Source organism: Pseudomonas sp. URMO17WK12:I7, from assembly GCF_003269045.1.
Classification (GTDB): domain Bacteria; phylum Pseudomonadota; class Gammaproteobacteria; order Pseudomonadales; family Pseudomonadaceae; genus Aquipseudomonas; species Aquipseudomonas putida_J.
This window is the reverse complement of the sequence record NZ_QLTL01000020.1, coordinates 87,131-101,320: the sequence shown is the minus strand read 5'-3', so window position 1 is coordinate 101,320 and position 14,190 is coordinate 87,131. Positions and strand designations below refer to the sequence as shown.

At 63.6% G+C, this 14,190-nt stretch carries 14 protein-coding genes; 6 read left to right on the top strand and 8 right to left on the bottom strand.

All coding sequences use genetic code 11. The annotated features are described in order from the left end of the window. Window positions 1-361: 361 nt before the first annotated feature. Both H040_RS23805 and H040_RS23800 read left to right on the top strand, forming a co-directional pair. Window positions 362-1,012, top strand: coding sequence for a DUF998 domain-containing protein (locus H040_RS23805; protein WP_027918912.1), 651 nt, complete (start codon window positions 362-364; stop codon window positions 1,010-1,012). A 74-nt stretch (window positions 1,013-1,086) separates the two neighbouring features. Continuing rightward, window positions 1,087-1,416, top strand: coding sequence for a hypothetical protein (locus tag H040_RS23800; RefSeq protein WP_027918911.1), 330 nt, complete (start codon window positions 1,087-1,089; stop codon window positions 1,414-1,416). A 53-nt stretch (window positions 1,417-1,469) separates the two neighbouring features. Here the strand turns inward: H040_RS23800 and H040_RS23795 are convergent, their stop codons facing one another. Together H040_RS23795 and H040_RS23790 are read right to left on the bottom strand one after the other, a co-directional pair. Further along, window positions 1,470-1,940, bottom strand: a complete 471-nt coding sequence (locus H040_RS23795; RefSeq protein WP_027918910.1) for an OsmC family protein — start codon at window positions 1,938-1,940, stop codon at window positions 1,470-1,472. Window positions 1,941-1,977: 37 nt separating this feature from the next. Further along, window positions 1,978-3,192, bottom strand: a complete 1,215-nt coding sequence (locus H040_RS23790; RefSeq protein WP_027918909.1) for a YeeE/YedE family protein — start codon at window positions 3,190-3,192, stop codon at window positions 1,978-1,980. 216 nt (window positions 3,193-3,408) lie between these two features. Between H040_RS23790 and H040_RS23785 the strand changes: the two genes are divergently transcribed. After that, window positions 3,409-4,317 carry a LysR family transcriptional regulator gene (locus H040_RS23785; RefSeq protein ID WP_027918908.1) on the top strand — a complete coding sequence of 303 codons (909 nt, stop codon included), beginning with the start codon at window positions 3,409-3,411 and terminating at the stop codon, window positions 4,315-4,317. Here H040_RS23785 and H040_RS23780 read toward each other — a convergent pair. The 4 genes from H040_RS23780 to H040_RS23765 form a co-directional block, all read right to left on the bottom strand. Beyond that, entirely contained in the window at window positions 4,311-4,823 is a 513-nt protein-coding gene (locus tag H040_RS23780) for a DMT family transporter (protein ID WP_027918907.1), read from the bottom strand. The genes H040_RS23785 and H040_RS23780 overlap by 7 nt on opposite strands. A gap of 209 nt (window positions 4,824-5,032) precedes the next feature. After that, the gene (locus H040_RS23775) at window positions 5,033-5,611 is read right to left on the bottom strand and encodes a hypothetical protein (protein ID WP_027918906.1); all 579 of its coding nucleotides are present in this window, start codon (window positions 5,609-5,611) and stop codon (window positions 5,033-5,035) included. A 280-nt stretch (window positions 5,612-5,891) separates the two neighbouring features. Further along, a complete protein-coding gene (locus tag H040_RS23770; protein WP_027918905.1) occupies window positions 5,892-7,181 on the bottom strand; it encodes a PQQ-dependent sugar dehydrogenase in 1,290 nt (429 codons plus the stop codon). After that, on the bottom strand, window positions 7,178-7,606 hold the full coding sequence (locus H040_RS23765) for a DUF2231 domain-containing protein (protein WP_027918904.1): 429 nt from the start codon (window positions 7,604-7,606) through the stop codon (window positions 7,178-7,180). Before H040_RS23765 ends, H040_RS23770 begins: the two co-directional genes overlap by 4 nt. Before the next feature lie 171 nt (window positions 7,607-7,777). On the opposite strand from H040_RS23765, the gene H040_RS23760 reads away from it, so the two are divergent. Beyond that, the gene (locus H040_RS23760) at window positions 7,778-8,077 is read left to right on the top strand and encodes a hypothetical protein (protein ID WP_027918903.1); all 300 of its coding nucleotides are present in this window, start codon (window positions 7,778-7,780) and stop codon (window positions 8,075-8,077) included. A 3-nt stretch (window positions 8,078-8,080) separates the two neighbouring features. Here the strand turns inward: H040_RS23760 and H040_RS23755 are convergent, their stop codons facing one another. Both H040_RS23755 and H040_RS23750 read right to left on the bottom strand, forming a co-directional pair. Continuing rightward, window positions 8,081-8,863 (bottom strand): hypothetical protein, encoded by a 783-nt coding sequence (locus tag H040_RS23755; protein ID WP_050437218.1) that lies wholly within the window; start codon window positions 8,861-8,863, stop codon window positions 8,081-8,083. Window positions 8,864-8,949: 86 nt separating this feature from the next. Then, window positions 8,950-11,136, bottom strand: coding sequence for an OsmC domain/YcaO domain-containing protein (locus tag H040_RS23750; protein WP_027918902.1), 2,187 nt, complete (start codon window positions 11,134-11,136; stop codon window positions 8,950-8,952). A gap of 343 nt (window positions 11,137-11,479) precedes the next feature. Here H040_RS23750 and H040_RS23745 point away from each other — a divergent pair, with 343 nt between their 5' ends. Together H040_RS23745 and H040_RS23740 are read left to right on the top strand one after the other, a co-directional pair. Then, window positions 11,480-11,935 carry a (2Fe-2S)-binding protein gene (locus H040_RS23745; RefSeq protein ID WP_027918901.1) on the top strand — a complete coding sequence of 152 codons (456 nt, stop codon included), beginning with the start codon at window positions 11,480-11,482 and terminating at the stop codon, window positions 11,933-11,935. Next, complete coding sequence (locus H040_RS23740; RefSeq protein ID WP_027918900.1) at window positions 11,935-14,184, top strand: xanthine dehydrogenase family protein molybdopterin-binding subunit; 2,250 nt, start codon at window positions 11,935-11,937, stop codon at window positions 14,182-14,184. Before H040_RS23745 ends, H040_RS23740 begins: the two co-directional genes overlap by 1 nt. Window positions 14,185-14,190 lie beyond the last annotated feature (6 nt).

The window sequence follows — 14,190 nt, the reverse complement described above, 5'->3', positions numbered from 1 at the left end:
CGGATGTGAACGGCAAGTGTGGCACTGGAAACATCGATGCCGACAGAGGAAGACATGGCCAAACCCTCTTAAACTCAAGGAGTGAGAGCGCTTTGGCTTGGCCCACGCTTGTGATTCGAGATTACGGCCCTCATCCAACTGTTCGGGCTCTCGCCAAAGTGGAACGGTGAATGGCAGCTTTTGCTCCCACACGTGCTCAAGGCACCTCGGGCTATCAGCTTGCCATTCACCGCTCTCACTTCAGATTCTATCCCCTCGCCAAGACACAAGCGGGTTTACCCGCGAAGAGGCTGGGACAGGCCGCAACGATCGCAGTACTGTTAACGCTTGAACCGGCCATTCCACGGAAGGAAACCCGCTGATGAAACTTCTCGACCGCTGCCTGCTCACCTGCGGCCTGCTCACCCCATTCTGGCTGTTGTTGGGCGTCTGGCTCACCGCCCGCGCCTACCCCGGCTACGACCACCTGCAGCAGGCCATGAGCCAGCTTGGCGCGGTCGGTGCGCCCACCCAGCACTGGTCGCCCCTGCTCAATAACTTCCCGCTCGCGGTGCTGTTCGCCTTGTTCGCCTGGGGCCTTGCGCGGCGTTGGCAGGGTTCAAAACTCTCGATAGCGAGTGCGGCATTGATACTGCTGCATGGCGTGGGCAGCCTGGGTACCGGCTGGTTTCCCTGCGACCAAGGCTGCACGCCTGCCCAACCTTCGCTTTCGCAGCAGCTGCATAACCTGTCGGGGCTGCTGATGTTCCTCTCGTTGACACTGGCCAGCGCGCTTTGGGTGTGGCTTGGCAGGCGCCTGGCCGGTTCGCCGGGCTTGGGCTGGTTTTCGCTAGTGTGCCTGGTTGCTGCGGTGGTGACCGTCGTGCTCATGGCCCAAGCCGCACAAAGCGGCCAGCTGTTCGGCCTGTACCAGAGGCTGAATTACGGCGTGTCGGTGGTATGGGTCGCGGGCTTGGCATTCGGTAGCCTGCGCCCCGCACTGGCAAATCGCAGCTGCATCGCCACTACCTGATGGGAAAATGCTGGCCCCCAGGCATCTGAAGCCAAGGCAAACTCCTTTCATCTTCAGATGCTTAGGACAGCAACATGCGAACAATTCTAGCTACGATGGCCGGCTGCCTGCTGGCCACTGTCGCCTTCGGTGCCCAGGCCAAGGCGCTGAACCAGAACGATCGCAACGTCTGTGGCTGGGGTTCGCAAATCGCCGCCGAAGCCCAGCAAGCCAAACTTTCCGGGGTCACCCTGTACGCAACGCGCAAGAAGCTGCAGGTACGCCGCTTCCCCAAGCCATGGATGCGCATGACCGCCTTCGGCATCACCGAACAGACCTATAACAGCCGGTCCAGGTTGCAGCCGGCGGCGATCAAGCAGACGTACTACGAACAGTGCGTACAGCACGCGGTAGCAAAGCGATAACTAACTAAAATCAACAAGTTAGATAATAAAGCTGATCTAACTTGTTTAAGATTTCAGATGAGGTAAACGGGCTCGCAACGCACCTCGGTCTTCACCGAATTGGCGATGAAGCATTCCTCGTGGGCGAGGTGGTGAAGGTGCTCAAGCTGCTGCGCCGTAGGCTGGCGCTCGCCGGAGAATTCGACCCGTGGACGCAGGGTAACCACGGCCATGGCCATGCGCCCTGCCTCATTGCGCGCCATCACCCCCTCTGCGTCGTCGGCATAGTGCTCGACGCAAAAGCGCTGCTTGGCTGCCAGCGACAGGAACCACAGCATGTGGCAGCTGGACAGCGCAGCGATGAAAGCCTCTTCAGGGTCTACCGCGGTGGCATCAGACATCGGCAGTGGCACCACATGTGGCGATGACGACCCAGGCACTTCAATACCACCGTCGAAGCGCCACAAGTGCCGGCGGCTGTATTGGTTGCCGAGAAAGTCCTGGCCTTCTCGAGCCCAGGCCACGTGTGCGGTGTATTGCGCCATGCCAACCTCTTCAGTCAATTGATCGGGTGATTTCAGCTCAGCAGCCGTTGAGCGCCACCGGGCGGCGTTCGCCAGCGAAGAACAGCGGGCGCAGGCGCACACCGATCATGTTGCCGGCGTAAGCCGCGACCAGCCACAGCCAGCCGTGCACGCTACCCGATGCGATACCGCTGAAGTAGGCGCCGATGTTACAGCCATAGGCCAGGCGCGAACCATAGCCCAGCAGCAGGCCACCTATCACCGCGGCAATCAGCGAAGCCAGTGGGATCTTCAGGCTGGGCGCGAAGCGGCCCGCCAGGCCTGCCGCCAAAAGGGCGCCGAGGACGATGCCGATATCCATCACCGTGGTGATGTCCTGCCACAGCGGAGCAGCCAGTGCCTTGGCATTGGCTGGAGCCTGCCAGAACACCCAGCTGCCGACGTCCACACCGAAGCTGGACAGCGTCTTGGCACCCCACAGCGCAAACGCCGAAGTGATACCCCAAGGGCGGCCGGCCAGGGCCAGAGTGGCGTAGTTCAGCAAAGCCAGGGCGACGGCGCCCCACAGCAGGGGCCACGGGCCACGCAGGAAACGGCGCAGGCCTTGGTGCTCGCTGGTGACCGGGGCTTCCAGGGCACCGTGGCGGCGCTTTTCCAGAACCACGGTGGCCCAGGCGATCAACGCGAATAGCGCCACGCTCACTGCCAGCGCCGGCCCAACACCCCACGCCTGCACGATTGAAGTGGCAGGGAACGACGGCAACGCAAACCACCAGTCAGCATGGTGCGTGGCCGTGACCGAGCCGATGATGAAGAACAGCAGGGTCACCAGCATCCGCGCATTACCGCCCCCTACGGTGAACAGCGTGCCCGAGGCACAGCCGCCGCCCAGTTGCATGCCAATGCCGAAGATGAAGGCACCGAACACTACCGACACGCCAGCCGGCGCGACCAGGCCGGTGACCGGGGTGCCGAACAGGCTACCGGCCGACAGTGCCGGGAAGAACAACAGCACGGCCAGGGTCAGCATGACCATCTGCGCGCGCAGGCCGGCGCCACGGCGTTCGTTGATGAATACACGCCAGGCCGAGGTGAACCCGAAAGCGGCGTGATAAAGCGTCAGGCCCAAGGCAGCGCCGACCATCAGCAGCAGCACCTGCTTGAAGCCGGCGTTGAGATTGAGGAACCAGGCGCCGGCCAGCAGTAGGACCAGGGCGATCAAGGGCGCACCGATGCGGCGCGGTTCGGGTGTGGCGGTTGCGGAAAGACCCATTGGAGTACTCGGATTACAGTGAAACGGGGGGCGAGTATACCCTGCGCGTGCTTTGTATTGCCTGCACTGGCGCCTTCGCGGGCAAGGCCGCTCCCTCTGATACTGCATAGACCTTGAAGCCAGAGGTAGTCCTGTGGGAGCGGGTTGCCCGCGAAGAGGCCGTTGCATCTGTTAGGCTGATAATCTTCTATTAAAGCCAGCCGAAGCATTCGCCCCATGGATGAACTGCGCAAGATCGACCTCAACCTGCTGCTGACCCTGCACGCCCTGCTCAGCGAAAAGCACGTGACCCGCGCCGCCCTGCGTCTGCACCGCAGCCAACCCGCGGTCAGCCACGCGCTGGCCCAACTGCGGGCACACTTCGACGACCCGTTGTTGATTCGCCAACACGGCCAGATGGCCCTCACCGCCCGCGCCCAGTCCCTCGCCAAACCCCTGCAGGACGCCCTTGGCAGCCTCAACGGCTTGCTCGCCGCTCCACAATTCGAGCCTGCCCAAGCCCGGCGCCGCTTCCGCCTGTCGCTGTCCGACTACGCCTCGCGCATCATCCTGCCGCCACTGGTCCGCCACCTGCGCCAGGTCGCCCCCGGCGTCGACCTGGCCATCAGCCAGGCCAGCCGCGAAACCATGCTCGCCCAGTTGGTTGACGGCGAACTCGACCTGGCCCTGGGCATCTTCCCGGACCTGCCAGCCGACATCACCGCCCAGACCTTGTTCGAAGACAGTTTCATCAGCGTCGCCGACCGCCAGGTGTTGCCGGCCAAGGGTGGGCTCACTCTGGATGACTGGCTGACGCGGGCGCATGTGCTCATGGCCATGCACCCGGATGCCCACGACGAGATCGAGCGCGCCTTGGCCGCACAAGGCCAACGCCGCCACATCGCCCTGGCGCTGCCGCACTGGAGCGCTGCCGTCGACGTGCTCGCCGGTACCGACCTGATCCTTACCGTGGCCCGGCGTGCAGTAGGCTCGATGCGCCAGCACCCCTCATTGCGCCAGTTCACTCCGCCGCTGCCGATCCCCGCCCTGGCCTATCAGCAGGCCTGGCATGCACGAAAGGACAGCGACCCCGGCCACCGCTGGCTGCGTGAAGCGGTCTGGGCCTGCAGCCAGCCCGGTCACTGATCAGCGCTCGACACAGCCTGGCCTGGCGCCGGGGTCGAGTTCCAGCCGCCCTGGACCAGCAACACGCCGCCAAGGATCAACAGCACGCCGGCAACCCTGGCCAGGTTCACCGGTTTGCTGGCAACCCCCATCAGCCCGAAATGGTCCACGATCACCGAGGTCAGGATCTGCCCTGCCACCACCAGCACCAGGAAGCCCGCCGTGCCCAGCTTGGGGGTCAGCGCTGCAGCGCCGGCCACATAGAGGGCGCCCAGCACGCCACCGATCCACAACCACCAAGGGCCCTGCACCGCCTTGCTCAGGTCTGGCATGGGTACGCGCAGGATCAGCAACGCCGTGATGACCACCACCGAGCTGACTGCCAACGAGGTGAAGGCACCCCACAGCCAGTGCCCCAGCGCACGACCGACGGCGGCGTTGCTGGCGGCTTGGTAGGGCAACACGAAGCCCGCAAGCAGGGCCATCGCCACGGGAAAGCATGCAAGCAGAAGGGTCTTGTAGGACATGGATGCACTCATCTGAAGACAGGATGAGCCCATGATGGTAAATCGACAGTGATTATGGAAATTGAAAAGTTGCACGCAGGGTATTCGTCACATGCATGTTGTTGCGTTGTCTGCACCGGCCTTTTCGCGGCTAAAGCCGCTCCTACAAGGATCGGCGCTTACCTGTAGGAGCGGCTTTAGCCGCTAGGAGGCCAGCCCTGTAGGCTATATCAGCGCCAGGTATCGACTCGTAGCACTTCGGTATAGATCGCATCGACGGTCTGGCCGACCTTGAGGTTCTTCATCCGCTTTTGCAGGTCAGGGTCTTCGACCTTGACCACCTGCAGCTTGCCTTCCGGCGGCAGCAGGCTGACTTCATGCTTTTTCAAGTCGATCTTCTTGATCTGCGAGGTCACCCGGACTTGGCGGAAGGCTTCGCCGCCAGGGTTGGGGTTGTCCTTGGTGGCACGGATTTCCCCGGATTCTTCAGTGGCCTTCGGCGCGCCACCCACGTCGCTGTTGAGCACATAGGCGATGGCCCGGGTGACGTAGATATCAACGTTGTCACCGACCTTCAGATTGGGCAGCGCCTTGGCCTTTTCCGTCAGTTGCAGGGTCACATCCTTGTCGTTCGGCCCCTTCACCGTGACTTGGCGGTTGGCCAGGTCGATGGCAGTGACCTGGGTTTTGACATGGCTTTCAAATGCCTTGCTGCCAATCGGAATCTCGGCAGCCTGCACCGTGAAGGTGGCAGCAGACATCAAGGTGGCGAGGGCAACAGCGCGAGCGAGCGTGCAAATAGGGTTCATAGGCCTGCTTCCATGTGATCAAGACCGGGTTGTGGGTGACATGTTCATGCGCAGACAAGCATAGCCATAACCCGCCACTCTGCTGGGCAGCGCCCCGCCCGCGATGCCTTTCAACCCATTTGCGTCAAGGCCGGGCTTGTTTTGGCAAACATGAACCTGACGGTAAGGTGCTCTGCTTCGGCGCACGGTGCGTTGGCCCTGATCACCTTGGAACGCTTGCACGTTACCGCTGTAGGAGCGGCCTTGCCGGGGCGCCGGACCGGCAAGGCCGCTCCTACACTCAGTTACGCGTCACACGCCAGACGGTGTTGGCCAGGTCGTCGGCGATGATCAACGCGCCACGCGGGTCGACCGTCACCCCTACTGGCCGGCCTCGGGTCTTGCCATCCTCCCCGCGGAACCCTGTGGCAAAATCGATCGGCTGACCGGCCGGCTTGCCCTCCTTGAACGGCACGAAGATCACCTTGTAACCCACAGGATTCGGGCGATTCCAGCTACCGTGCTCCCCCACGAATACCCCGTCGGCGAAGCGTTCGCCCATGGCCTGGCTGGAGAAATCCACCCCCAGCGCGGCAACGTGCGAACCCAGGCTGTAATCGGGCTTGAGCGCGGCGGCCACCTTGTCCGGGTTCTGCGGCCTGACCCGCTCATCAACGTTCTGCCCCCAGTAACTGTAGGGCCAGCCATAGAAGCCGCCCTCTCGTACCGAGGTGAGGTAGTCCGGCACCAGGTCCGGGCCCAGCTCGTCACGCTCGTTGACCACTGCCCACAGCTGCCCGCTGCCCGGTTGAATGGTCAGCGCCGTCGGGTTGCGCAAGCCGGTGGCGTAAGGCCGGTGCGCGCCGGTCACAGCGTCGATCTGCCAGACCATGGCGCGGTCCATCTCGACTTCCATGCCACGCTCGGTGATGTTGCTGTTCGAGCCGATGCCCACGTACAGGTAGCGGCCATCAGGGCTGATGGTCAGCGCCTTGGTCCAGTGGTGATTGATCTCGGCCGGCAAGTCGGTGACCTTGGTTGGCGGGCCGCCGGCCTTGGTCTGGCCGTCCTGGTAATCGAAACGCACCAGCGCATCCTGGTTGGCGACGTACAGCTTGCCGTCGGCAAACGCCAGGCCGTAAGGCGCGTTGAGGCCCTCGGCGAACACCGTCTGCAGCTCGTACGCGCCATCGCCATCGGCATCGCGCAGCAGGGTCAGGCGGTTGCCGCCCTTGACCTGGGTATTGCCCTTGGCCTTGATCTGGCTGGCGATCACGTCCTTGGGCTTGAGCTTGGCGGCACTGCCACCCCGCCCTTCGGCGACCAGAATATCGCCATTGGGCAGCACCAGGCTCTGACGCGGGATCTTCAGGCCAGTGGCGATGGCAGTGATACTGAAGCCCTCGGGCACGGTGGGTTTGCGCTCACCCCACTGCGCCGGTTGCGCGATTTTCATGCTCGGCAGCAGGCCGCGCTCGGGCGCAGGCAATTTCGGGTCGGGGCCCAGGGCCTGGGTCGGCTCGCCGTCACCGCCACAGGCGGCCAGCAGCAGTGCCACGCTCAACAGCGACCCTCCATACAACGGCTTCATGCCTCACCTCCCGAACGCAGATTGCTCATGCCCAGCCATGCGGCCACACAGGCCAGTACGCTGACGATCAGCGACAGCACCAGGCCCGCCGGCATCACTGCCCAGGCGTCCTTGGCATGTTCGAAGGCATTGATCAGCCCCAGCCCCCAGGTCACCAGCAACAGCAGGAAGTACAGCGTCGGCCGCCCGCCCTTGCGTGGGGCGCGGATCAGGTTGGCCAGGGCAAATAACAACGCCAGGCCACAGAACAACAAGCCACCGGCAATCAGCCACGCGGCGAAGTTGCTCCACTGGATCTGGTAGCTCTTCAAATAGGCAATGTCGCTCAGCAGCGCGCCGAGAAACAGCGGGACCGTGCCGGCCAGCAGGATCGCGTGCAGCGGGCTGGGCGTGCATCGGTAGAGGGTTTGCTCTGTAGCGGTCACGGCGCCTCCTTATCAGTCGGTGACCCGGGGCTGACAGACTGGCGCGGGGCCTGGTCCATCAGGCGTGCGCAGGGTGCGCTTAAGAAAGGATCACCTTGACGTTCGGATAGTTCACCGCTTGGCTTGATAGAAATATCCTGAAAGACTCTGCGCGTCGGAACGAGGGATACCATGAGAACTTGCAGCACACGACCTTATGCGTACTGGACCGCGCACGCCTTTCTGGCCATCAGCCTGGTGCTCAATGCCGGCTGTTCGAGCAAAAACAGCATGGCGCGCCACTACGCCGCCGCGCCGGGCTCCAACTGTTATGCCAAGGCGCTGCCGAGCACAGGCGAAGGCGGCCTGGCTTGGGGCAACACCCTGGGCATTGCCAAGCAGAAGTCACTGAACAACTGCATCCGCTATGCCGGCCGCTCCGGTGGCACGCCAGACACGTGCCAGGTGGTGCTGGCCAAGTGCAAGAACTGACGGCTACGTCGGTTCTATGCTGTCGAGCAGCGCGTCGAGAACGCCTTCGAGTTCTGCCAGCTCGATTTCAGCCAACGCCCCCGCTTGCGCGTAGCGTTGGTCACAGTCGATGACTGCCTGCACGCTCCGGCGTGCCTGGTTTCCCGGGTATTTGCGCAACGTCAGCTCGACCGTCCCTGCGCTGAGCCAGGTGTCGCTGTCCACCGACCAGCGATTGTCATGGAATGCCAACAGGCAGGTCCCCTGCCTTGTATCGATGATCCGCGGCTGGTAGACCCAGTGCGTGTTACCTGCCTCCCAAGGGGTGAGCAACAGACGGTAGCGACCATCTGCCGAGCGCGATTGAATCTCCATCTCGTCAGCGGGCACGCCGTTGGCAGCAACGTAGCGTTCGAACGCCACGACCTGGGCACCGATGCGCCCCGTCCCTCGGTAGTAGTCGACATGCTTTCTGTATCCCGCGAATGCCGCAGACTCCGGGCCGTCGGCATGCAGCGAGACAATGGCGGCACACTGCACCAGCCAGTAGATTTCATCGGACAGTTCGTGGGCCTTGCTACTGCCCAGGTCGATCGCCTTTGACAGCAGCTCCCCGGCCAGTTGCTGGCCGAGCTCACGCAACCCAGCTTCATTCACCGACGGCCGTGTTTTCACAGCCTGAGCGACAAATGCCGCATAGCGCTGTTGCAGTGAATCGCCTGCCAGGCTCAGCACAGGGCATTGCGGCGGTGGCAGGTCGAGTGGTTCGAGCATGCTGTTGCGCGGCAGGTGGGAAAGGCTGATCACCGGTGACTTCCTTGTGAGGTACTGGACACCCGTCATGCTACCTCAAGCACCGCGAAGGGGGCGCAACGCGCCCCCGGGGGGGGCTGTCAGGCAAACTTGGCCCGGGCAGCATGCAGCTTCTTGTAGCTCTCGATCAGGCGCAGATGGCGGTCCAGCCCTTCAAGCTTCATGCTGGTCGGGGTCAACCCATGGAAGCGCACGCTGCCGTCCACCGAGCCCAGCACCGCGTCCATCCGCGGGTTGCCGAACATGCGGCGGAAGTTGGCCTCGTAGTCGGCCATTTCCAGCTCTTCATCCAGCTGCACTTCCAGCACCACGTTCAGCGCCTGGTAGAACAGGCCGCGCTCGACCGTGTTGTCGTTGAACTGCAGGAACGCCTCGACCAGCTCCTTGGCGTCCTCGAAGCGCTTGAGCGCCAGGCAGATCAGCAGTTTCAGCTCAAGAATGGTCAGCTGGCCCCACACCGTGTTCTCGTCGAACTCGACGCCGATCAGGGTGGTGATGGTGGTGTAGTCATCCACCTCGCAGTTGTCCAGGCGCCGGCGCAGGGCGCGCAGGGCGCGGTCGTCGAGGCTGTGCAGGTTGAGGATGTCGGCACGGAAGTCCAGGGCGCGGTTGGTGTTGTCCCAGATCAGGTCCTCGACCGGGTAGATCTCGGAATAACCTGGCACCAGGATGCGGCAGGCGGTGGCGCCGAGATTGTCGTACACAGCCATGTACACCTCTTTGCCGAGGTCTTCGAGGATGCCGAACAGGGTCGCGGCTTCCTGGGTGTTGGAGTCCTCGCCATGCCCGGAGAAGTCCCACTCGACGAATTCAAAATCGGCCTTGGCGCTGAAGAAGCGCCACGACACCACACCGCTGGAGTCGATGAAGTGCTCGACGAAGTTGTTTGGCTCGGTCAGCGCATGGCTCTCGAAGGTCGGCTGCGGCAGGTCGTTGAGGCCCTCGAAGCTGCGCCCTTGCAGCAGCTCGGTGAGGCTGCGCTCCAGCGCCACCTCAAAGCTTGGGTGGGCGCCGAACGAGGCGAACACGCCGCCGGTGCGCGGGTTCATCAAGGTCACGCACATCACCGGGAATTCACCGCCCAGCGAGGCATCCTTGACCAGCACCGGGAAGCCCTGCTCTTCCAGGCCCTGGATGCCAGCGAGGATGGCTGGGTACTTGGCCAGCACCTCCTGCGGGACATCCGGCAGGGCCAGCTCACCTTCGAGGATTTCGCGCTTGACCGCGCGCTCGAAGATTTCCGACAGGCACTGCACCTGGGCTTCGGCCAAGGTGTTGCCGGCGCTCATGCCGTTGCTTAGGAACAGGTTTTCGATCAGGTTGGACGGGAAGTACACCACCTGTTCGTCGGACTGGCGCACGAACGGCAGCGAGCAGATGCCGCGCTCGGTGTTGCCCGAGTTGGTGTCGTACAGGTGCGAACCGCGCAGTTCGCCGTCCGCGTTGTAGATTTCCAGGCAGTTTTCGTCGAGGATTTCCGCCGGCAGCGCGTCTTTCGGGCCTGGCTTGAACCACTGCTCGTTCGGGTAATGCACGAACGGCGCATTGGCGATGTCCTCGCCCCAGAACTGGTCGTTGTAGAAGAAGTTGCAGTTCAAGCGCTCGATGAACTCGCCCAGTGCCGAGGCCAGTGCGGCCTCCTTGGTCGAACCCTTGCCGTTGGTGAAGCACATCGGCGACTGCGCGTCGCGCACATGCAGCGACCAGACGTTGGGCACGATGTTGCGCCACGAGGCGATTTCGATCTTCATGCCCAGCCCGGCGAGGATGCCGGACATGTTGGCGATTGTCTGCTCCAGTGGCAGGTCCTTGCCGGGGATGTAGGTGGTGGTGTCGGCCACCGGCATCAGCAGGCCCTGGGCATCGGCGTCGAGGTTGTCGACTTCTTCGATGATGAACTCGGGGCCGGTCTGCACCACCTTTTTCACGGTGCAACGGTCGATGGAGCGCAGGATGCCCTGGCGGTCCTTCTCGGAAATATCCTCGGGCAGCTCGACCTGGATCTTGAAGATCTGGTTGTAGCGGTTCTCCGGGTCGACGATGTTGTTCTGCGACAGGCGGATATTTTCGGTGGGGATATCGCGCGTCTGGCAGTACAGCTTGACGAAATACGCCGCGCACAGGGCCGACGAGGCGAGGAAATAGTCGAACGGGCCCGGGGCCGAGCCATCACCTTTGTAGCGGATCGGCTGGTCGGCGATCACCGTGAAGTCGTCGAACTTGGCTTCAAGACGAAGGTTGTCGAGAAAATTGACCTTGATTTCCATGCGGGGATTACCGTGATTTAAGCGTGCAAAACGAAATTGGCCGGCATTATCCGGGTTTTCGCCCCGGAAGTCCTCTGCGTATCTCTGTGGGAGCGGGTTTACCCGCGAACACGGGCAAGGCCCGTGCCATCCACCGCGGCGCTTGCTTCGCAGGTGAACCCGCTCCCACAGAGACTGGGTCAGCAACGCTTGCGCATTTCAACGAATTGCTTGCCTGATCCTCTGAACCTGCACCCGCCACCAGACCAGTGGTCGTACCACTGTGCTAGCGTTTCTGGATTGGGGAACAACGTATTCCTCAGCAGACAGCAAACGCCATCAACCGATGATCAGCAGGTGAACCATGGAACTTCTTATCAACCAGAAGACCTATCAGGTCGATGCCGATGCCGACACACCCCTGCTGTGGGTGCTGCGTGACGACCTGGGCATGACCGGCACCAAATACGGTTGCGGCCTGGCCCAGTGCGGCGCCTGCTCGGTGCTGGTGGACGGCAACGTCGTGCGTGCCTGTGTCACCCCCGTGGCCGGCGTGGTCGGGCGCGAGGTGACCACCATCGAAGCCGTCGAGGCCGACGCAGTAGGCAAGCGCGTGGTGGCGGCCTGGGTCGAGCACCAGGTGGCACAGTGCGGCTACTGCCAGTCCGGCCAGGTGATGGCGGCCACGGCGCTGCTCAAGCATACCCCCAAACCCAGCGATGAGCAGATCAGCGCGGCGATGGTAAACCTCTGCCGCTGCGGCACCTACAACGCCATTCATGCCGCCGTGCATGCACTCGCCCAAGGGGAGCAGGCCTGATGAATACGCCCGTCGATACCCCCGCAGAACTGCTCAGGCTGCAGCTGGGCGAAACCGTCAACCTGTCGCGTCGGCGCTTCCTGGCCAGCACTGCAGTGGGTGCCCTGGTGCTGGGTTTCGGCCTGCCAATGGGCTCGGCCCGGGTGCAGGCAGCGGCGGCAGCCACGCCCGAGCGCGGCACCCAGGTGCCGGCGTTTCTGGAGATCCGCCCGGACGGCAAGGTGCGCCTGCTCAGCCCGTTCATGGAAGGCGGCCAAGGCCCGTTCACCGCCATGGCGCAGATCGTCGGTGAAGAACTGGACGTCGACCCGGCCAACTTCCTGGTCGACAGCGCACCGCCCGGTGAAGCCTATGTGGTGATGGAGAACGGCATGCGCATTACCGGCGGCAGCATGTCGGTGCGCATGAGCTACCCGACCATGCGCCGCCTCGGTGCACTGGCCCGGGCCATGCTGCTGCAGGCTGCTGCCGAGCAATGGAAGGTACCGGTCAGCGAGCTGACCACCGAGCCTGGCAAGGTCATTCACACTGCCTCTGGCCGTTCCCTGGCCTACGGCGAACTGGCCAGCCGTGCCATGGACCTGCCCGTGCCGGACCCCGCCAGCGTCAAGCTGCGCGACCCCAGCCAGTTCCGCTGGATCGGCAAACCGGTGCGGCGCCTGGACGCCTACGACAAATCCACGGGCAGGGCCCAGTACTGCATCGACATCCAGGTCGACGGCATGCTCCATGCCGCCGTGCAACACGCGCCACGCCTGGGCATGACCGTGGGCAGCCTGCGCAACGAGGAGCAGGTCAAAGCCATGAAGGGCGTGCATTCGGTGCACCCATTGCCGGGCGCAGTGGCGGTGGTCGCGGAACGCTGGTGGCACGCCAAGCGCGCGGTCGAGGCCATTCAGGTGGACTGGCAAGAGCCGGGCGCCGACAGCAAGGTGCGGCCGATGCCAGCGGACTTTTCCAGCGACGGCTGGCGCGAGCACCTGGCCACCGTTGAAGGGCCGGCACGTGACGAGGAAAACGAAGGCGACATTGCCAGCGCCCTGGCCAATGCCAAGACCAAGGTCGAGGCCAGCTACCACAACCAGTACCTCAACCATGCCCAGCTTGAGCCGCCGTCCGCCCTCGCCCGCTTCAACCCCGACGGTACCTTGGACGTCTGGCTGCCCAACCAGGCACCCGACATGTTCCGCGACGACATCGCCAAGCGCACTGGCCTGGACGCAGCGCAGATCACCTTGCACTCGCCGCTGCTGGGTGGGTTCTTCGGCCGCCACTTCCTGTATGACTCGGCCAACCCATACCCGCAAGCCATCGCCCTGGCCAAGGCGGTCGGCCGCCCGGTCAAGCTGATCTGGAGCCGCGAGGAAGAGTTCCTGCGCGACGTATTGCGCCCGGTCGCAGTGGTCAAGTTCCGCGCCGGGCTGGATGCCGACGGGCTGCCGGTAGCCATCGAGGCGGTCAGCGCCACCGAAGGCCCGACCGAAGCCCTCGCCGGCAAGCAAGGCGACAAGATCGACCCCACGGCCCTCGAAGGGCTGTCGGGCAAGTCCTACGCCATCGCCAACAAACGCATCGCCCAGATCTACGTCAAAGGCCCGGCGATGCTCGGCTACTGGCGCTCGGTGGGCAATTCGCTGAACGACTTCTTCTACGAGTCGTTCCTCGACGAACTGGCCGACAAGGGCGGCAAGGACCCTTACGAACTGCGCCTGCACCTGCTGCGCGACAATCAGCGCCTGACCAACCTGCTGCACGCGGTAGCCGAGTTGTCCGGCGGCTGGAAACGCGGCCCGTTCACGGCAGAAGACGGCAGCAAGCGCGCCCGTGGTATCGCCATGGCTTCACCGTTTGGCTCCGAGGCAGCGGCAATCGCCGAAGTGTCGATCGAGAACGGCCAGGTCAAGGTGCATGACATCTGGCAGGCGATCGACCCCGGCAGCATCGTCAACCCGGCGATCATCGAGCACCAGGTCAACGGTGCGGTGGCCCTGGGGTTGTCGCAGACGCTGGTGGAGGAAGCGGTGTTCATCGACGGCAAGCCCCGTGCGCGCAATTACGACCTGTACCCGATCCTGCCGCCCTCGCGCATGGCCCGGGTGCATGTGCGCATTGTCGAGAGCGGCGCGAAGATGGGCGGTATCGGCGAGCCGCCGCTGCCAGCGGTGGCGCCTGCCGTGGCCAACGCCGTGGCGCAACTGACCGGCCAGCGGGTGCGTAGCCTGCCGCTGAGCCGCCATACCTTCAGCTGACCGGAC